The organism is Nonomuraea endophytica (assembly GCF_014203235.1).
GTDB lineage: Bacteria > Actinomycetota > Actinomycetes > Streptosporangiales > Streptosporangiaceae > Nonomuraea > Nonomuraea endophytica.
In genome coordinates, this window is record NZ_JACHIN010000005.1 from 574,062 (window position 1) to 591,396 (window position 17,335).

16 protein-coding genes and 1 pseudogene are annotated in these 17,335 nt (G+C 71.5%); 9 read left to right on the forward strand and 8 right to left on the reverse strand.

The window, feature by feature from the left end; all coding sequences use genetic code 11:
* Nucleotides 1-42: 42 nt before the first annotated feature.
* The 3 genes from HNR40_RS21375 to HNR40_RS21385 all read right to left on the reverse strand — a co-directional run bounded on the left by HNR40_RS21375 (nucleotide 43) and on the right by HNR40_RS21385 (nucleotide 3,554).
* Nucleotides 43-1,509 carry a serine/threonine-protein kinase gene (locus HNR40_RS21375; protein ID WP_184963902.1) on the reverse strand — a complete coding sequence of 489 codons (1,467 nt, stop codon included), beginning with the start codon at nucleotides 1,507-1,509 and terminating at the stop codon, nucleotides 43-45.
* A 188-nt stretch (nucleotides 1,510-1,697) separates the two neighbouring features.
* Nucleotides 1,698-2,513: a siderophore-interacting protein gene (locus HNR40_RS21380; protein ID WP_184963904.1), complete on the reverse strand. Its 816-nt coding sequence runs from the start codon at nucleotides 2,511-2,513 to the stop codon at nucleotides 1,698-1,700.
* 72 nt (nucleotides 2,514-2,585) lie between these two features.
* On the reverse strand, nucleotides 2,586-3,554 hold the full coding sequence (locus tag HNR40_RS21385) for an alpha/beta hydrolase (protein WP_246509284.1): 969 nt from the start codon (nucleotides 3,552-3,554) through the stop codon (nucleotides 2,586-2,588).
* A 108-nt stretch (nucleotides 3,555-3,662) separates the two neighbouring features.
* Between HNR40_RS21385 and HNR40_RS21390 the strand changes: the two genes are divergently transcribed.
* From HNR40_RS21390 to HNR40_RS21405, 4 genes and pseudogenes are all read left to right on the forward strand, one after another.
* Nucleotides 3,663-4,049 (forward strand): DUF3052 family protein, encoded by a 387-nt coding sequence (locus HNR40_RS21390; protein ID WP_184963906.1) that lies wholly within the window; start codon nucleotides 3,663-3,665, stop codon nucleotides 4,047-4,049.
* Nucleotides 4,050-4,157: 108 nt separating this feature from the next.
* Nucleotides 4,158-4,943, forward strand: a complete 786-nt coding sequence (locus HNR40_RS21395) for an ABC transporter permease (protein ID WP_312896456.1) — start codon at nucleotides 4,158-4,160, stop codon at nucleotides 4,941-4,943.
* Entirely contained in the window at nucleotides 4,936-5,724 is a 789-nt protein-coding gene (locus tag HNR40_RS21400; RefSeq protein WP_184963908.1) for an ABC transporter permease, read from the forward strand. Before HNR40_RS21395 ends, HNR40_RS21400 begins: the two co-directional genes overlap by 8 nt.
* 2 nt (nucleotides 5,725-5,726) lie before the next feature.
* A pseudogene (locus tag HNR40_RS21405) lies at nucleotides 5,727-6,407 on the forward strand (ABC transporter ATP-binding protein); the annotation flags it as partial.
* A 50-nt stretch (nucleotides 6,408-6,457) separates the two neighbouring features.
* Here HNR40_RS21405 and HNR40_RS21410 read toward each other — a convergent pair.
* Nucleotides 6,458-6,931 (reverse strand): hypothetical protein, encoded by a 474-nt coding sequence (locus HNR40_RS21410; protein ID WP_221340630.1) that lies wholly within the window; start codon nucleotides 6,929-6,931, stop codon nucleotides 6,458-6,460.
* A gap of 121 nt (nucleotides 6,932-7,052) precedes the next feature.
* Here HNR40_RS21410 and HNR40_RS21415 point away from each other — a divergent pair, with 121 nt between their 5' ends.
* On the forward strand, nucleotides 7,053-7,592 hold the full coding sequence (locus tag HNR40_RS21415; RefSeq protein ID WP_184963912.1) for an MFS transporter: 540 nt from the start codon (nucleotides 7,053-7,055) through the stop codon (nucleotides 7,590-7,592).
* A gap of 55 nt (nucleotides 7,593-7,647) precedes the next feature.
* Complete coding sequence (locus HNR40_RS21420) at nucleotides 7,648-8,364, forward strand: YcnI family copper-binding membrane protein (RefSeq protein WP_184963914.1); 717 nt, start codon at nucleotides 7,648-7,650, stop codon at nucleotides 8,362-8,364.
* Between the two features lie 367 nt (nucleotides 8,365-8,731).
* Here the strand turns inward: HNR40_RS21420 and HNR40_RS21425 are convergent, their stop codons facing one another.
* Genes HNR40_RS21425 through HNR40_RS21435 form a run of 3 tightly spaced genes read right to left on the reverse strand, consistent with a single transcriptional unit; the run spans nucleotide 8,732 to nucleotide 11,707 of the window.
* Nucleotides 8,732-9,685, reverse strand: coding sequence for an ABC transporter permease (locus HNR40_RS21425; protein ID WP_184963917.1), 954 nt, complete (start codon nucleotides 9,683-9,685; stop codon nucleotides 8,732-8,734).
* Nucleotides 9,672-10,619, reverse strand: coding sequence for an ABC transporter ATP-binding protein (locus tag HNR40_RS21430; RefSeq protein WP_184963919.1), 948 nt, complete (start codon nucleotides 10,617-10,619; stop codon nucleotides 9,672-9,674). The genes HNR40_RS21425 and HNR40_RS21430 overlap by 14 nt, the downstream gene beginning before the upstream one ends.
* Entirely contained in the window at nucleotides 10,616-11,707 is a 1,092-nt protein-coding gene (locus HNR40_RS21435; RefSeq protein ID WP_312896457.1) for a LolA family protein, read from the reverse strand. The genes HNR40_RS21430 and HNR40_RS21435 overlap by 4 nt, the downstream gene beginning before the upstream one ends.
* Before the next feature lie 447 nt (nucleotides 11,708-12,154).
* Here HNR40_RS21435 and HNR40_RS21440 point away from each other — a divergent pair, with 447 nt between their 5' ends.
* The 3 genes from HNR40_RS21440 to HNR40_RS21450 all read left to right on the forward strand — a co-directional run bounded on the left by HNR40_RS21440 (nucleotide 12,155) and on the right by HNR40_RS21450 (nucleotide 14,465).
* Nucleotides 12,155-12,829 carry a response regulator transcription factor gene (locus HNR40_RS21440; protein WP_184963923.1) on the forward strand — a complete coding sequence of 225 codons (675 nt, stop codon included), beginning with the start codon at nucleotides 12,155-12,157 and terminating at the stop codon, nucleotides 12,827-12,829.
* Nucleotides 12,822-14,171: a sensor histidine kinase gene (locus tag HNR40_RS21445; RefSeq protein ID WP_312896458.1), complete on the forward strand. Its 1,350-nt coding sequence runs from the start codon at nucleotides 12,822-12,824 to the stop codon at nucleotides 14,169-14,171. Before HNR40_RS21440 ends, HNR40_RS21445 begins: the two co-directional genes overlap by 8 nt.
* Nucleotides 14,172-14,291: 120 nt before the next feature.
* Nucleotides 14,292-14,465, forward strand: coding sequence for a hypothetical protein (locus tag HNR40_RS21450; protein ID WP_184963927.1), 174 nt, complete (start codon nucleotides 14,292-14,294; stop codon nucleotides 14,463-14,465).
* A gap of 4 nt (nucleotides 14,466-14,469) precedes the next feature.
* Here the strand turns inward: HNR40_RS21450 and HNR40_RS21455 are convergent, their stop codons facing one another.
* Nucleotides 14,470-17,325 carry an AfsR/SARP family transcriptional regulator gene (locus HNR40_RS21455; RefSeq protein ID WP_184963929.1) on the reverse strand — a complete coding sequence of 952 codons (2,856 nt, stop codon included), beginning with the start codon at nucleotides 17,323-17,325 and terminating at the stop codon, nucleotides 14,470-14,472.
* Between the last annotated feature and the right edge of the window lie 10 nt (nucleotides 17,326-17,335).

A 17,335-nucleotide genomic window follows, 5' to 3' on the forward strand; every position in this document is an offset into this window, starting at 1 on the left:
GGGGTAGCGCAGGGCTGGCAGCGCGGGGCCGGAGGCCGGGGGTTAGGTGGTGGTTGGGGTGGAGGTTGGGGTCAGGGGTGGGGAGGTGGTGGGGGTGGGGGATTCTTCGCCTGGACCCTCTTGGGGGATGGTGGTGATGCTGGTTGAGGGGACGGGGCAGTCTCGTTTCGCCGCGTTTCCGCGTTTGCGGCCTGCGGGGTTGACGCAGTCGTCGTCCTCCGATGGTTCGGGGAGGAACGTTCCCGGGGGTGGGCTGCCTGAGGAGTGGCGGTGGGCGGATGGGGTGGGGACGGCGCTGGGGCTGAGGGTGCGGGTCAGCGTGATGGGTGGACTCGTTGGGGGTGTGGTGGTGGGGGTTGGGACGCCGGTGGCCGGGCCGGTTGTGGGGCGGACGGTGGAGCCTGCCGACCCGTGCGGCTGGACGATCGGGATGTCGGGGATGACGGAGCTGCCGGAGAAGCCGAGGCCGCCCTGGTTCCCGGCGGCCACGACGGTGATCGCCGCGATGGAGACCGTGGCCAGGGCGGCGAAGCTGGCGTGGGATAAGTGGGCTCCGGCGCGGGCCCGGCGGCGTTTGGGGGTCTCGTCGGTGGGGGGTGGCGCGAGCCGTACTCTGCCGGCTCCTGCTGGGTAGGGGACGGGGGTCCAGAGCTCGTCCAGGACGTCGCCTACGGCGGCGCGTAGATCCCAGGGGTCGCCTACTCCGCCCGCGGCGAGCAGCGCGCGCAGCAGGTCGGCGGCGCGGGGGCGGTCGGCGGGTTCCTTGGCCAGGGCCGCCTCGACCGCGGGCCGGAGCATGGCGGGGACGGCGTCCAGGCGGGGTGGTTCCAGGAGGATGCGGCGGGTGAGCACGTCGGTCTCGCCGCGTCCGAACGGGTGGTGGGCGGTCGCGGCGAAGGCGACCAGGCAGCCCCACGAGAAGACGTCCGACGCCGGTACGGCCGCGCCCCCGGTCAGCCGTTCGGGGGCCACCCATCCGGGACTGCCCATGACCTGCCCGGCCTGGGTGTGGGCGGCGAGGGTGTCGACGTCGCGGGCGATGCCGAAGTCGATGACGCGCGGCCCTTTGGTGGACAGCAGCACGTTGCCCGGCTTCAGGTCCCGGTGGACGAGCCCGGCGTCGTGCACCGCGACGAGGGCGGCGGCCACGCCGAGGGCGACGCCGTACGCCAGATCGGGGGTGAGCGGCCCGCGGGCCACGACGACCTGCGAGAGCGCGGGCCCGGGGATGTACTCGGTGACGAGGTAGGGCCGGTCGCGGTCGGTGCCGTCCTCGATGACGGCGGCGGTGCAGAACGGCACCACGCGCCGCGAGAACGCGACCTCCTCGGCGAAACGGGCGCGCAGCGTCTGGTCGCCCAGGTGCGTCGCGTGCGGGGTCTTGAGCGCGACGAGCCCGCCGCGGGGGTGTTCGGCCAGGTAGACGACGCCCATGCCGCCCGTGCCGAGCCGGCCCAGGAGAAGGTATCGGCCGATGATGACCGGGTCGCCCACCGTCAGCGGTCGCACGCCCGGGGGCATGTCGCTCGCACCACGCGCCATCCGGATATCGCCTCTCCTGTCTGGGACCTGGCAAGCACACTGTGGCCCCAACAGGCGGAGGGTTTCCGCATGGTTTTCCCAAGGGGTATCGCGGGTAAGGCGGGTGTTACCTTTCGGTTAGTAAGGGGTGTGACTGGACGGCCTGAAGTGGCGTTTTACGACGACAGCTCCTTGGCCTCCTCGGCCTCGACCGCCTGGTTCCAGTCGCGCTTGACCGCCCGCCAGCCCTCGTCGTCGACGCCGAGCCGCCAGTAGCCGGAGATCGACAACCGCTCCAGGGGTACGCCGCGCTCGACCCGCAGGTGGCGCCGGAGCTCCTTGACGAAACCGGCCTCGCCGTGGACGAACGCGTGCACGTCGCCTTCGGGGAACTCCAGCCCCCGCACCGCCTCGACCAGCAGCTGGCCGACCGGCCGGTCGCCGCGGTAGAGCCAGGTGACCGGGCGTTCCAGCTTCTGCTCCTCGACCGGCCCGTCGATCTCGACGAACACGTGCGCCGCAGCGTCCTCGGGCAGCGCCTCCAGGGCGGCGGCGATCGCGGGCAGCGCGCTCTCGTCGCCGACGAGCAGGTGCCACCCGGCGGCCGGGTCGGGGGTGTAGCCGCCGCCGGGGCCGAGCATGTAGAGGGTGTCGCCGGGCTTGGCGGCTGCCGCCCAGGGGCCGGCCAGGCCCTCGTCGCCGTGGTGGACGAAGTCGATCGTCAGCTCCAGCGTGTCGGGGTCCCAGGCGCGCACGGTGTAGGTGCGCAGCCTCGGCCAGTGCTCGCGGGGCATCTCCTCACGACAGGTCTGCACGCTGAACGGCTCGGGATACTTCACGTCCTCATGGCGGAAGACGAGCTTCACGTAGTGGTCGGTCAGCCCGGAGGTGGCGAAGCCGCGCAGGCTCTCCCCGCCCACCACCACGCGGATCATGTGCGGCGTCAGCTGCTCGGTACGCAGCACGGTCGCCTTGTGCTCGCTCTTCGACATCCGGGCCCCATCCCCCTCGGGAGCTAAGTTAGGTACACCTAACCTACACTCCGCGTCAGGAGCAATGCGCCGTCAGGCGGCATCTTCCAGAAAAGTCCGCCCCCGCACGTCGGCCAGGAAGGCCGCCATGTGGCGGAACGCCATCCGCGCCTCGGGCAGCACGTCGGCCAGGATGGGGAAGACGTGCGGCATCCGGGGCCACTCCTCGTAGCGCACCGGCACACCGTCCCGGCGGGCCTTGACCGCGACCCGGCGGGCCTCGTCGCGCAGCACTTCGGTCGAGCCGGTGACGATCATCAACGGCGGCAGACCGGTGTAGTCGCCGTTCACCGGGGAGACGAGCGGGTCGCGCGGGTCGAGCCCGGCGGTCCAGTGCCGGGCCAGCCAGCGCACCCGCCCGGCGGGCAGCATCGGGTCCTGCCAGCGGTTGGCGCGGCGCGGCACGTCGGTCAGGTCGGCCCACGGCGACAGGCACAGGGCCGCCTCGGGCAGGGGCATCCCGCGGTCGCGCAGGGCCAGCAGGGTCGCCAGGCAGAGGTGACCGCCGGCGGAGTCCCCGGCCAGCAGGATGTCCGAGGCCGCGTGGCCGCGGGCCAGCAGGCAGGAGTACGCGTCCAGGGCGTCGGCCAGCGACTCGGCCAGCCGGTGCACCGGCCCCTGCCGGTAGTCCAGGGCCAGCACGGGGCGGCGGGCCACGACCGACAGCCGCCAGGTGAGGGGGCGGTGGGTGCGCGGCGAGCAGGAGAAGTAGCCGCCGCCGTGGAAGTAGAGCAGCGCCTTGCGCTCGTCCAGGCCGTCACCGGCGCGGATCCACTCGCCGCCGCAGTCGCTGAAGCGGGCGGGGACGATGCCGACGTGGCTCGGCGGGGTCATCGGCAGCAGGCGCGACAGCGTGCCCAGCCGGGCGGCGGCGTCGAGCGCGAGCGGGTGGCGCAGCAGCAGGCTGGACGCGGGCTTCAGCGTGCCGCGCATCAGGCCGATGAGCGTGCGGGCCTGCCAGCTCATGGGGTAGTCGGGATAGACGTCCCTGTCGATGTGCATACAAGGCCTCCGATATATCCCGTTCCCTTCTGGAACATCGCTCTACCCACCAGTAAGTATCTACTCGCTTACGCGGATATTTCGGAGCGACATGCGACGCTAGGGGGTATGGCTGGATATTCAGGGACGCCCCTGCCGCAGAAGCTCGGCATCAAGCCCGGCCACCGCGTCCTGGCCACCGCTCTGCCCGACGACCTCGACCTCGGGGCGCCGGTGCACACCCGGGCGGGGCGGGAGCCGTACGACGTGATCCTGATCTTCTGCGGCGACTTCGCCGACCTGCGGCGGCGCTTCGCCACCGCGGCCGGACGGCTGGTCAGCGACGGCGGGCTGTGGGTCTGCTGGCCCAAACGCGCCAGCGGCCGCCAGACCGACCTCGGCGAGAACCTCATCCGCGAGTACGGCCTGGCCAACGGGCTGGTCGACAACAAGGTCGCCGCCGTGGACGCCACCTGGTCCGCCCTGCGCTTCGTCTACCGGCTGGCCGACCGCTAGAAAAACCCGTTGCCACCACCGGATCGGCGGCGCATAATACATGGCTTGCCCGGCATACCCGTGCGCATCCCCGCGCACGGGCTGTTGTCGTGCCCTCACTCTCCGGAGGTGCACACCATTCTCCTCTACGCCCGGCTCGTCCGGTACGGCTTCCGCAAACACGCCACCTATGTAGCGGCAGCGCTGGCCGGCGCCTTCACCAACAGCGTCTTCGGCATCCTGCGCGCCTACGTCCTCATCGCCCTGTGGCAGGCCAGGCCCGGCCTGGCCGGCTACGACGTGCTCGACGCCGTCACGTTCTGCTTCATCACCCAGGCCTTCATCGGCCCGATGCAGCTGTTCGGCGGCGGCCTGACCATCCCCGAACGCATCCGCAGTGGCGACATCGCCCTCGACCTGGTCCGCCCCGCCTCCCTGCAGCTCTGCTCGCTGGCGGAGGACCTCGGGCGGGCCGGCTACCTGTTCGTCGTGCGCGGCCTGCCGCCGACGATCCTCGGCGCCCTGCTGTTCGGCATCACCGCGCCGGACAACCCGGGCGCCTTCCTGGTCAGCTTCACCCTCGGCGTGGTGGTCAGCTTCGGCTGGCGCTACCTGGTGGCGCTGTCGGTGTGCTGGCTGCTCGACGACCGCGGCACCATGGCGGTCTCCCTGGTGCTGACCACGTTCTTCAGCGGCATGATGCTGCCGCTGGGCATCTTCCCCGGCTTCCTCGGCGACCTGGCCGCGGCGCTGCCGTGGGCGGCCATGGTCCAGATCCCCATGGACGTCTACCTGGGCAAGGCCGACATCTGGCAGGCGCTCGGCGTCCAGGCGCTCTGGGTGGCGGTGATGCTCGGGCTCGGCGCGCTCGGCACCCGCCTGATCCGCCACCGGGTGGTGATCCAGGGTGGTTAGAACCTACGTGCTGCTGGCCTGGACCTGGACGCGCGCCGCGGCCGCGTACCCGGTCTCGTTCGCGATCATGACCGTGCTCGGCTTCCTGGTCGCCGGGCTCGACGTGGCCGCCATCCTGGTGATCTTCTCCAACACGACCACGCTGGCCGGCTTCACCCGCGACCAGGTCCTGTTCCTCTACGGCACCTCCAACGTGGCCTTCGCGCTCTGCGACATGCTGGTCAGCAACCTCGACCGGATCAGCCTGCACGTGAAGTCCGGCACGTTCGACACCATGCTGATCCGCCCGGTCAGCACCTGGATCCAGACCGCCACCGACCGCTTCCTGATCACCCGGATCGGCCGCGTGCTCCAGGCGCTGCTCGTGCTCGGCTATGCCGTCACCGCGCTCGACCTGCCCTGGTCGCGACTGTGGATGGTGCCGGTCATGATCGGCTGCGGATTCGTCATCTTCTCCGCGCTCTGGACCCTGGCCGGGGCGCTGCAGTTCGTGCTGACCGACGCGCCGGAGGTGTCCAGCGCGTTCACCTACGGCAGCGGGCAGCTCACCCAGTACCCGTTCGCGATCTACGGCAGGGAAGTGGTGCGCGGGGTGACGTACGTGCTGCCGCTGGCCTTCGTCAACTGGCAGCCCGGCCTCTACGTCCTGGGCCTGCCCGATCCCTTCGGCACGCCGGAGTTCATGCGTTTCCTGGGGCCCGTCGCGGCCCTCGTCCTCGCCCTGCTGGCCGGGCTGGCCTGGCGCCAGGGCATCCGACGCTACCGATCCACCGGGAGTTGACCATGATCGAGCTGGACCGGGCCGGGCGTTCCTTCAAGGTGAAGAGGAACGTCGTGCATGCCGTACACGATCTGTCCTTCACCGTGGCGCCGGGCGAGTTCGTCGGCTACCTCGGCCCCAACGGCGCGGGCAAGTCCACCACCATCAAGATGCTCTGCGGCATCCTCACCCCCACCTCGGGCACGGTACGCGTGGCCGGGCTCGACCCCTCCCGCAAACGGACGGTCGTGGCCCGGCGCATCGGCGTGGTCTTCGGCCAGCGCACGACGTTGTGGTGGGACCTGCCGCTCAAGGACAGTTTTGAACTGATCCGGCTCCTTTACAAAGTAGATCGCAAGGACTTCCGGGTCCGGCTGGACGAGCTCGTCGAGACGCTCGACCTCAGCACGTTCATGAAGACGCCGGTGCGCCAGCTCAGCCTGGGCCAGCGCATGCGCGGCGACCTGACCGCCGCGCTCCTGCACGCGCCCGAGGTGCTGGTGCTCGACGAGCCCACGATCGGCCTGGACGTCGTCAGCAAGAACAGCATCCGCGCCTTCCTCCAGCGCGTGAACGCCGAACGCGGCACCACCGTGCTGCTCACCACCCACGACCTCGGCGACATCGAACGCCTGTGCAAGCGGGTCATGGTGATCGACCACGGCAGGATGCAGTTCGACGGAACCCTGGACGAGCTGATGGCGGGCGAGAGCTCCCTGGAGGAGGTCGTCACCCGCCTCTACACCGCCGGCGCTCAGTAGTAGGAGCTCTCCTGCGACTGCTCGTACTCCTCCTCCATGTCGTCGTAGCGGCGGGCCCAGCGGGAGGGGATCAGCACGGGGATGAACATCGCGACGCCGAGCAGGGCGTAGAAGCCCGAGGTCAGCATCGCCTTGTTGCCCGCGCCCGCCTCGGTGAGCAGCCAGTGCATGGTGGGCTGGTCGGGAATCAGCGACAGCGCGCGTACCGCGTCGAGGGCATAGACCACCGTCCACGCCAAAAGCACCAGCGACGGGACGAACGTGGCCAGGGGCGAGACCCGCCCCGCCACCACCAGCCCGACCACCAGCCCGACGGCCCCCATGGCCCCGAGCGCGATCCACAACCGCTGCCCGCTCACCGGCGTGCCCATGCCGGCGACGAACGCCTGCTGAACAGCCCAGCCCCCACCAACCAGCACGGCGGCTGTCACCACCACGCCGAGGAGTAAGCCAGCAAAGTGCCGCAACGTCATCACCTCATGTCAACGCGATCGGCACAGACCCTAGCGACAAAAGCCACAAATCAGCCAGGCATTGGTCACCTTGGGACTACCACGACCCCTGCCCCGTGAGAGCATGAGGCAACCCATGCGCGCCCAACTCCCGCTCCGGCTCACCCGCTCGGCCGCCTTCGCCGCGGTCGGCGTGGGGCTCGCCGCGCTCGCCCACACCATGGCCGGCGGCGCCGCCCCCACCCCGGGTTTCTTCTGCCTGAGCCTCGCGGCGGTCATGGCACTCGGCACGATTCTGTCCGGCCGCGAACGCACCCCCGCCACCATCAACACCGTGCTCATCGCCACCCAGCTGGCCCTGCACACCGCCTTCGGCTACGACTCCGGCCCGGCGGTCCTGTCGCCGCTCACCGACCCCGAGCACGGCCTCGGCCAGAACACCGGCATGCTCCTCACGCACCTCATCGCCACCCTGCTCACGGGCTGGTGGCTGGCGCGCGGCGAGGGCGCGCTGTGGTCGCTGCTGCGCCGCCTGGGCCGCCGCCTGGTGCTGCTGCTCGTGTGCACGGCTCCTGCCCGGGTACGGCAGGCCGCCTTCTTCACCTCCCGCCGCGTACCGGTCTGCCCGGCCGTCACGCTCACCGTCAGCAGGCGCGGTCCTCCACTCCCCGCCTGACCATCTGACACCTTCCATCCCCCCCATTACCTGATCGCAAAGTGGAGATTTCCGCATGTCCTTCCTCCGACGTGCCGCGACCGTGGTCGCGGCCGCCTCAGCTCTCACCCTGGCCCTGGCCGCCCCGGCCCTGGCCCACGTCACCATCAACCCGGGCACCGCCGAGCAGGGCGGGTTCACCAAGGTCGCCTTCCGCGTGCCGAACGAGCGCGACGACGCCGGCACCACCAAGATCGAGGTCGCCTTCCCCACCGACCACCCGCTCGCATTCGTCAGCGTCAAGCCCGTGCCCGGCTGGACCGTCAAGGTCACCGAGAGCAAGCTGCCCCAGCCGGTGAAGACGGAGTTCGGCGACCTGGAAGAGGCCGTCACCAAGGTCGAGTGGTCCGGCGGCAAGATCAACCCAGGCGAGTTCCAGGAGTTCGAGGTCTCCATGGGCCAGCTCCCGAAGGACGTAGACCAGTTGGTCTTCCCCACCACCCAGACGTACTCGGGCGGCGAGGTGGTCAAGTGGTCCGACGCCCCCAAGACCGACGGCACCGAAGCCGAACACCCGGCCCCCGTCCTGAAGCTGACCCCCGCGACAGCCGACGCCCACGGCACCCCCTCAACCCCGGCAACCACGGCCCCAGCCGCCAAGCCGACGTTGACCCCGGTGGCGGCCACGTCGTCCTCCGACAACACCGCCCGCCTCCTGGGCGGCGCCGGCCTGGCCGTAGGCATCATCGGCCTCGTAGTAGCCGCCCTAGCCCTACGCCGCCGCCCCTCCTAACCCCAACCCCACAACCCCTGGGCCCGACCCCCAAGCTCGGGCCCAGGACCGACCACCCAGCGCGGACACGTAGGCCCGGACACGTAGGCCCGGACATCTAGGCGACGCGCTACCCAGGCTTGTCGGCGCCGGTACGGCGGGTCGCGTCACGGTGGAGCCCGGCGCAACACGAACGGCGCCCAGCCAGAAAACCCCGCGCGGCCCAGCACAAGTGCTGACGGCGGAAACCAGCCCAACGGTCCCCGGTATACGAAAGGCCGTGACGGTGGGCGCCACGTCCGACGTGAGAAGCGATCCCCCCGACCTGCGCGAGCCCACGTCGGCGGGTGGCGCCCACCGGGCCCGCCGTAAAAGAAAACAGAAAAGACTAGGAAGAAATATCCTTGCCGGAAAAGCGCGCCCAGGCGGTGGAGAGGAACAGGGCGATGTAGGCGGTGAAGGCAAGCAGCCCGCCCGACATGTCGCCTATCGGATCCCGCAAAGCCCCGTCAAACCCCGACCAGTGTGTCGGCAGCAGATAAGGCGCCAGCCAGTCCAGCTGCGGAAACGCCCTAAGCACCTGCGTGACGATGATCAGCACCAGCGTCGCCGCGATCGCTCCGATCGACACCTCCGTCAGCGTCGACAGCGCCAGCGCGACGGCGGCCAGCGCCGCCATCCCGGCGCTCACGTACCCGACGGTGATGAGGATGCGCAGCAGCCCGTCCGCGAAGCTCACGGTCGTCCCCGACAGCAGCGTCACCGGCCCGACGGGGAACAACAAAACCCCCACGACCAGCGCCGACACCGCCACGGCGGCGGTCACGGCGACGGAGAAGGCGACCGCGTTCAGGTACTTGACGGCCAGCAGCCGCCCCCGCCCGGCCGGCGCGGCCAGCAGGTAGCGCAGGGTCCCGGTCCCGGCCTCGCCCGCGATCGAGTCACCGGCGACGACCGCGACCGCGATCGGCATCAGCAACGGCACCAGCGCCGACAGCGCCACGAACGTCAGCATGAGGCTGTTCCCCGCGGTCGCCGCGAGCAGCGCGCCCATGCCGCCGTCGGCGTCCTCGGTGCCGATGCTCTTCAGCACGATGCCGATGATCACCGGCACCAGCGCGAGCACGCCCAGCATGATGAGGTTGCGCGGCCGCCGGAACGTCAGCCCGAGCTCGGAACGCAGCAACCGCCAGAACGCGACCACCCCGCCGGACGGCTCGGGCTCGGACAGCACGGACGGCTCCCGCGGCGCGGCGGCGCGTTCGGCGCTGCGCCGCGTCTCGCTCACCGGAACCAATCCCGGCGTCCGGCGGGCGCCGGTCTGGGTGTCAGCCGTCGACATCGAACCCCTCCCCCGTCAGTCCCACGAACACGTCCTCCAGGCTCGTGCGCACCACCGACAGCCCGCGTACGGCCACGCCGGCCACGACCAGTTCCGCGTTGATCCGCTCGGGCGCATGCCCGCCGAGTTCGGCGGTCACGTCGGAGCCCACGCGCACGTCGGGCAGTTCGAGCGCGGCCAGCACCCGTGCGGCCGCCTCCAGGTCGGGCGTGTCGATCCTGATCCTGGCGGCGCGCCCGCCGCTGAGCGAGGCGATGGTGCCCTGGGCGACGAGCCGCCCGGCGCTCATGATCCCGGCGTGGGTGCACATCTGCTCGACCTCGGCCAGCAGGTGCGAGGAGACGAACACGGTCGTGCCCTCGGCGGCGACGTCCTTGACCAGGGCGCGCACCTCGCGGGTGCCCTGCGGGTCGAGCCCGTTCGTGGGCTCGTCGAGCACCAGCAGCCGCCGGGGCCGCAGCAGCGCGGCGGCTATGGCCAGGCGCTGGCGCATGCCCAGCGAGTACGCCCGGTAGCGCTTGCCGGCGGCCGCGGCGAGACCGACCCGCTCCAGGGCCTCAGCGGCCCGCGCCTTGGCGGTCCTGGGTGGCGCGCTCGGGTCGGCGGCGTCGAAGCGCAGCAGATTCGCCTCGCCCGACAAGTACGGATAGAAGGCCGGCCCCTCCACCAACGCCCCCACCGTGGTCAGGGGCGGCATCGTGAAGGTGCCCTCCGTGGGCGTGATCAGCCCGAGCAGCATGCGGATCGTGGTCGTCTTGCCCGAGCCGTTCGGCCCGAGGAAGCCGTAGACCGAGCCGCGCGGCACGTCCAGGTCGATCGCGTCCACCGCGACCTGGCCACCGCGAAAGCGCTTGGTCAGGCCACTGGTGGTGATGGCGGCGGGCGGGGCCGCCCCGGAGGGCGCCCCCGCTTCCAACAGGACCTCGGATGTCACTGACCTGCGACCTTGACGAGCTCGTCAGGGGTGACCGCGCCGGCCAGCAGGCGGCCGTCGTCGGTCAGCAGGGCGGTGACCAGCTTGGTCTTGATCATCTTGCCGGAGCCCCACGCGCCGCTCACCGGGGTCGCCTGGTCGAGGATGAGCTTCGCCGCCTGGGCCTCGCGCGACTCCTGAGCCTGCCCGTCCTGCTTGAACGGCAGCACAGCCACGCTCGTCCAGCCGTTGCCGACCACCTTGACCTGCTCGGCGGCCTTCTCGGCCTCCTTGCTGTGGTCGGCGCCCGGCTCTTGCAGCTGACCGAACTCCTTCTCCTCCACCTTGGCGCCCGCGGGCGGGGTGAAGGCGAAGTTCTCCTCGGCCGGCGGGCTGAACGTCACCTGCGTGAACCCGACCTGGAAAGCCGGTTCGGCCGAGCCCTTGGCGAACACCTGCACCTGCAGCGGCACGTAGTTCTCGCCGTCCAGGGCCAGACGCACCTCCTTCACCAGCGAGCTCTGCGCCTTCGGCGTCAGCACCAGCTGGTAGACGGAGCGGCCGGCGACCTCGGCGGTGTTCGTCACCGAGACGCCCGTGTCCTCGTTGACCCGGTCCAGGAAGGTCTCGGCCACCTGCTGCGGCGTCAGGTCCGTCGGGCTCGGCGTCGCCAGCGGCTGGTCCCCCTCAGGCTTGGCGGGCAGCTTCACCTTGGTCGCGGTGTTCGTGCCGCTGTCCCAGTACCAGGTCTGGTCGCCGTTGACGATCAGGTTGGTCTCACTCATCTGGCCGGGCAGGGCGATCCTCAGCCGGTCCTGCGCGCCGTACCAGACCTTGACCTCGTGCGAACCGGACAACAACGCCAGCGGCGAGGCCGTACCACCCTGGGCGGGCAGCGCGGGCAGGCCGAGCGAAGCCGTCTGCTGGACCGTGCCCGACATCGCCGGCGGCCCACCAGCCTTCTTCACCGCCGCGGCGGCGTCGGCCAGCAACTGCGCGGCCGTACGTTCGGGCAGGACGGGCTCGCCGCTGACGGCGGCGATCACGGGACCGGCGCCGACCGCCGCCCCGATCACGGCGGCGGCCGCGATCGGGACCCCCCACCTCACGATCGTTCCTCTGCGCATCTCACTCCTTCACGGTATGCGGATGTCCCCACCGTGGTGCATCCCGCCTTAGGTGATCCTGAGAGCGTCTGAGAGTCCTCTCAGTTCTCTCGGCCTCTCGTTGCTTTGTCCGTTACGGCGAAGCCGCCGCCCACGCCACCCGCCGACGTGCGTCGGCGCAGGTCGGGGGGATCGCTTCTCACGTCGGGCCACTCCCCGCCGCAACGGCCCCCTTGCCCAGCCGACCCGGCCCCGGCCGGGCGCCGCACACCTTGCGCCGGGCTCCACCGCACCCCGTCCCGCCGCACCGGCGCTAAAAGCGTTGGGGTGCCCGTCGTGGCGGCGGCGTGTGGTGCGGGCGTCCCGGAGGTGCCGGGAGTGCGGGGCTGGCGGACTGGGGGTTGGGTGGGCTGAGAGGGTTCTCAGGGGGGAGTCCCTACACTCCAGGGCATGAGGGTTCTGGTCGTCGAGGATGAGCGGCGGATGGCGGCGGCGTTGCAGCGTGGGCTGCAGGCGGAGGGGTTCGCCGTGGATCTGGCCCACGACGGCGAGGAAGGGCTGCACCTGGCCCGCAACGGCGACTACGACGTGGTCGTCCTGGACATCATGCTGCCCCGCCTGTCCGGCTACAACGTGTGCAAGCACCTGCGTGCCGAGGAGAACTGGGTGCCGATCCTGATGTTGTCGGCCAAGGACGGCGAGTACGACATGGCCGATGGGCTTGATCTTGGAGCCGACGACTATCTGACCAAGCCGTTCTCCTATGTGGTGCTGGTCGCGCGGCTCCGGGCGTTGCTCCGGCGGGATGCGGGGAGGCGGCCGGCCGTGCTGACCGCTGGGGATTTGTCGCTGGATCCGGCCCGGCGGCGGGTGGAGCGGGGTGAGGCGCAGGTCGAGTTGACGCCTCGGGAGTTCGCGCTGCTGGAGTACCTGCTGCGGCGGCGGGACGAGGTCGTCTCGAAGTCGGAGATCCTGGAGCACGTCTGGGACACCTTCGACACCGATCCGAACGTCGTCGAGGTCTATGTCGGCTATCTCCGGCGCAAGATCGACGTCCCGTTCGGCAGGAACGCGTTGCAGACCGTGCGCGGCGCGGGCTACCGCCTGGCAGGCGACGGTGGCTGACTCGCCGCTGGCCTGGTGGCGGCGGCAGGGGCTGCGGTTCCGGCTGACCATGGTGGCCGCCGCCGTGCTCGCGCTGGCGCTGGCGATCTCGGCGTCGGTGCTGCTCAGCGTGTTGCAGCGGGCGCTGCTCGGCACGGTGGACGACTCGCTGCGCCGGCAGGCGCAGACGGTGCGGGTCAAGGCCGACAACGAGATGCTGACCAGCCCGATCGTCACCCATGACGGGACGATCGTGCAGGTTCTGGAGCGCGACGGGCGGATCGCGAACGTCACCTACGGCGCCGACCGGCTGGTTCCCTTGCTGGACGCCCCGGCCAGGCAGCGGGCGCTCAAGGGCGAGGCGCTCTATCTGGACGGCCGGCCGTACGCGATCCCGGGGCCTTTGCACGTCGTGGCGGTCAGCGCGGACCGGGGGCGCACGGTGCTGGCGGCGCGCCCGATCGGCGAGATCGTGCGGAGCCTGGGCGTGGCCGGGAAGGTGCTGTTCGTGGGCACGCCCGCGCTGGTGGTGCTGCTGGCAGCGGCGAGCTGGCTGATCATCGGCAGGACGCTGCGGCCGATCGCCGCGCTGCGCAGGGGCGCCGCCGACATCACCCACACCGCCCGCTCGCGCCGCCTGCCGGTGCCGCAGGCCCGCGACGAGGTGCACGCGCTGGCGCTCACGCTCAACGACATGCTGGCCCGCCTGGAGGAGGCGGAGAAGCGGCAGCGCTCGCTGGTCTCCGACGCCTCCCACGAGCTGCGCAGCCCGCTGGCCAGCATCCGGCTGCAGCTGGAGGTGGCGCTGGGCCATCCGGAGGGCGCCGACTGGCAGGAGACGGCCGAGGGCGTGCTGGAGGACACGTTGCGCCTGTCGCGCCTGGCCGAGGACCTGCTCGCGCTGGCCCGCCTGGACGAGCGCGGCGGCCGTCCGGCCCGCCGCGAGCCGGTCAACCTCGACGAGGTGGTACGGCGCTGCGTCGAGCGATACGGCGAGGCCCACCTGGTCGCCTGCGACCCGGTGCTGGTGACCGGCGACGCCCTCGACCTGACCAGGGTGCTGACGAACCTGCTGGACAACGCGGTCCGCCACGCCGCCTCCAAGGTGGAGGTGGCGCTGACCGCCGACGGCGTGCTGACCGTGACCGACGACGGCCCCGGCATTCCGCCGGAGGACCGCGAGCGGGTCTTCGACCGCTTCACCCGGCTGGACTCGGGCCGGGGCCGCGACGAGGGCGGCGCGGGGCTGGGCCTGGCGATCGTGCGGGAGACGGTACGCGCGCACGACGGCCGGGTGTACCTGGAAGACGCGCTGCCCGGCCTGCGCGTGGTGGTGGAGCTCCCGGCCGCCCGCAACACATAAGGGGCTGCGAACCCCCGTAAGAGCGAAAAAAAGCGCATAAAGCGGATCGATAGCGCCGTCCCCTACGCTCCCCCGGACGGACGCGTGCCGTCCGTGATCAACGAACGTGAAGGAAACACCATGCGCAACATCCTTATCGCCCTGGGCCTGGCCGCGGCCCTCGTGGGCGGCACCGTGGCGGTCGCCGCCACCGCGGTCGCCAAGCCGGTCCCCGGCTGTGAAGGCAAGCCGCTGTGCGACGACGACGACATGCACTGGCCCAACCCGATCGGCACGCCCACCCCCAGCAACTGACCGCTCAGCGCGCGCGGGCGAGGGCCTCGGCGGCCTTCGCCCGCCAGGGTTCGGCGCCGATCTCCTCGAACAACGCGTACGCCTCCTGAAGGTGCGACTCGGCGGCCCGTTCGCCGCCCTCCATCATCAGCAGCCCGAGGTTCAGCCGGATCCGGCCGGCGATGAGCCGCTCCCCCAGCCGCTCGGCCAGGTCCAGCGCGGCCGCCAGCGTCCCCTTGGCCTGGTCGGGCTGGCCGAGCGCGATCCTGGCCTCGGCGATGCCCTGCATGACGTAGGCCTCGCCGATCCGGTCGCGTACGTCGCGCACGATCACGGACGCCGCCTCGAACGCCTCCAGGGCCCGCCGCCCCTCGCCCCTCAGCAGCGCCAGGCGGCCGATGGAGTTGAGCGCCTGGGCCTCGCCCCGTGGCACACCCTCCTCCCGGAAGATCTCCAGCGCCTGCTCCAGCATGGGGCCGCCCTCGTCGAGCGTGCCGCGTTCCAGGTGGATGACGGCCAGGTTGACCAGCGCGTGGGCCTCGGCGGCCCGGTCGCCGACGGCGCGCAGCAGGGGCAGGGCCTGTTCGTAGCGGTCCCTGGCGGCGGCGACGTCACCGCGCATCCGCTCGACCATCGCCATGTTCCGCAGGGCGAGGGCGCGGCCGTGGGTCTCGCCGATCTCGTCGAACAGGTCGAGCGCCTCGGTCAGCATGGGGTGGGCCTCGCCGTACCTCTGCTGGAAGACGGCGAGTGAGCTCAGCGAGTAGACCATCGCGCCCTCGCCGCGGATGTTGCCCGCCTCGCGGCAGGCTTTGAGCGCGAGTTCGCTGACCGCGCGCCACTCGTCGAAGTAGCCGTGGGTCTCGAACAGGGTGATCGCGGTCATCGCGATGCTCCAGCACAGCTCGTCCAGGCCGTGCGCGGCGGCCTGGCGCACGAGCGCGAGCAGCGTGGCGCGCTCGCCGTCGAGCCAGGTCAGCGGGTCGTCGCCGATGAGCGCGTCGGCCAGCGTGGGCGCGAAGGGACCGGGTCCCGCCTTGCCGCGCAGGAGCGTGAAGTGGCCGCCGTAGTAGCGCTCGTGGGCGCGTTCGCTGAGGCGGACGAAGGCGGAGCAGGCACGTTCCAGGGCGGCCAGCCGCTGCTCGCGGCGTTCCTCGGTCTGGGCTCGCTCGCCGGCGAAGGCGCGTACGAGATCGTGGATGGCGTAGTGGCCGCCTCTGACGGTCAGCAGGGACGCGCCGACGAGCTCGTCGAGCGCCCGCTCGGCGTCGCCGTCGAGCAGCGCGCCGGCCATCCAGGCGGTCGTCTGCGGGCTGTCGACCAGCCCGATGCGCCGGAAGAGGGTACGCGCCCGCGCGGACAGCCCCCGGTAGGAGACCTCCAGACTGGCCCGGACCTCCAGGTCGCCGTGGCTGAGCACGTCGAGCATGGTGCGCGAGTCGCTGAGCAGGCCGACGAGGGTCTCGATCGTCCACTGGGGGCGCACGGCCAGCCGGGCCCCGGCGATGCGCAGGGCCAGGGGCAGGCCGCCGCACTGGGCGGCGAGCCTCCTGAGCGCGTCGGGCTCCGCGGCGGCGCGCCGTTCGCCGACGTCGCCCATGAGCAGCCGGACGGAACCGGCGTCGTCCAGGACCTCCAGCCTGACCACCCAGTGCTCGGCCATGCCGATGGGACGCTCGCGGCCGGTCACCAGCACGCCGCAGGGCGCGCCGCCCGGCAGCAGCGGCCAGATCTGCTCGAAGGATCCGGCGTTGTCGAGCAGGACGAGCAGCCTGCGTCCGGCGACCGTGGAGCGGAACAGGGCGCCGCGTTCCTCGGCCGAGCGCGGGATGGCGCTGACGCCCAGCGCGCGCAGGAACATGCTGAGCACGTCCGTGGCCTCGGTCTGCCCGTCGCGCAGGTCCACGTAGAGCTGGCCGTCGGGGTAGTGGGAGGACAGCTCGTGGGCGGCGTGCACGGCCAGTTCGGTCTTGCCCACGCCGGCCCGGCCCACGACGGCGGCCATGGGCAGCGGCCCGTCCTGGCCGGAACCGGCCAGCATGCCGGTGAGCCTGGTCAGCTCGGCGGAGCGGCCGGCCAGCGTGGAGATCATCGGCGGGAGCTGGCGCGGCACCGGCGTGAGCCTGGCGGGCGGCGCGGGCCGGTCGAGCTCGTCCTCCTGGTTGAGTATGGCCAGCTCCAGGCGGCGCAGCTCGTCGCTGGGCTCTAGGCCGAGCGTGTCGAGGAGCATCTCGCGGTAGGCGCGGAAGGCGTCCAGCGCCTCGGCCTGCCGTCCCGAGCGGTAAAGGGCCAGCATCAGGTGGTTGTGCGGCCGCTCGCACAGCGGGTGGGCCTCGACCAGCCGCCGCAGTTCGCCGACCAGCTCCAGATGCCGCCCGAGCCCCAGCTCCAGCTCGACGCACTGCTCGTGGGCCAGCAGCCGGCGTTCCTCAAGGTCGTGGACCATGGGCCGGATCAGGTCGCTGTCCACGTCGGACAGCGCGGGCCCGCGCCACAGCGCCAGCGCCGCGCGCAGCGTGCGCGCGGCCCGCTCGGGCTCCTCGCCGCGCGCCCGCGTGATCAGGTCGTCGAACTCGGCCAGGTCCAGCCGCGCCGGCTCCACCTTCACGAGGTAGCCGGGCGAGCGCGTGATCAGCGTCTGGTACGGCTGCGCCGTGTCGCGCAGCACGCGGCGCAACTGCGAGATCCGGATCTGCACCTGGTTGCGCGCGGTGTCCGGCGGGTTCTCCCCCCAGGCCGCCTCGATCATCCGCTCCAGCGGTACGACCCGGTTCGCTTCGAGCAGCAACATGGCCATGACGACCCGCTGGAGGCTGCCCCCGAGATGGAGCTCCTGTCCCTCGTGTTCGACCAGCAGCGGTCCGAGAATCTTGAATCGCATCCGCTCTCCT

Bases quoted from the DNA above. Each gene is read 5' to 3' on its own strand.
- HNR40_RS21380 (WP_184963904.1), bottom strand. From the start codon at position 2,513: ATGTCGAAGAGCGAGCACAAGGCGACCGTGCTGCGTACCGAGCAGCTG.
- HNR40_RS21385 (WP_246509284.1), bottom strand. From the start codon at position 3,554: ATGCACATCGACAGGGACGTCTATCCCGACTACCCCATGAGCTGGCAG.
- HNR40_RS21390 (WP_184963906.1), top strand. From the start codon at position 3,663: ATGGCTGGATATTCAGGGACGCCCCTGCCGCAGAAGCTCGGCATCAAG.
- HNR40_RS21415 (WP_184963912.1), top strand. From the start codon at position 7,053: ATGCGCGCCCAACTCCCGCTCCGGCTCACCCGCTCGGCCGCCTTCGCC.
- HNR40_RS21420 (WP_184963914.1), top strand. From the start codon at position 7,648: ATGTCCTTCCTCCGACGTGCCGCGACCGTGGTCGCGGCCGCCTCAGCT.
- HNR40_RS21425 (WP_184963917.1), bottom strand. From the start codon at position 9,685: ATGTCGACGGCTGACACCCAGACCGGCGCCCGCCGGACGCCGGGATTG.
- HNR40_RS21440 (WP_184963923.1), top strand. From the start codon at position 12,155: ATGAGGGTTCTGGTCGTCGAGGATGAGCGGCGGATGGCGGCGGCGTTG.
- HNR40_RS21450 (WP_184963927.1), top strand. From the start codon at position 14,292: ATGCGCAACATCCTTATCGCCCTGGGCCTGGCCGCGGCCCTCGTGGGC.
- HNR40_RS21455 (WP_184963929.1), bottom strand. From the start codon at position 17,325: ATGCGATTCAAGATTCTCGGACCGCTGCTGGTCGAACACGAGGGACAG.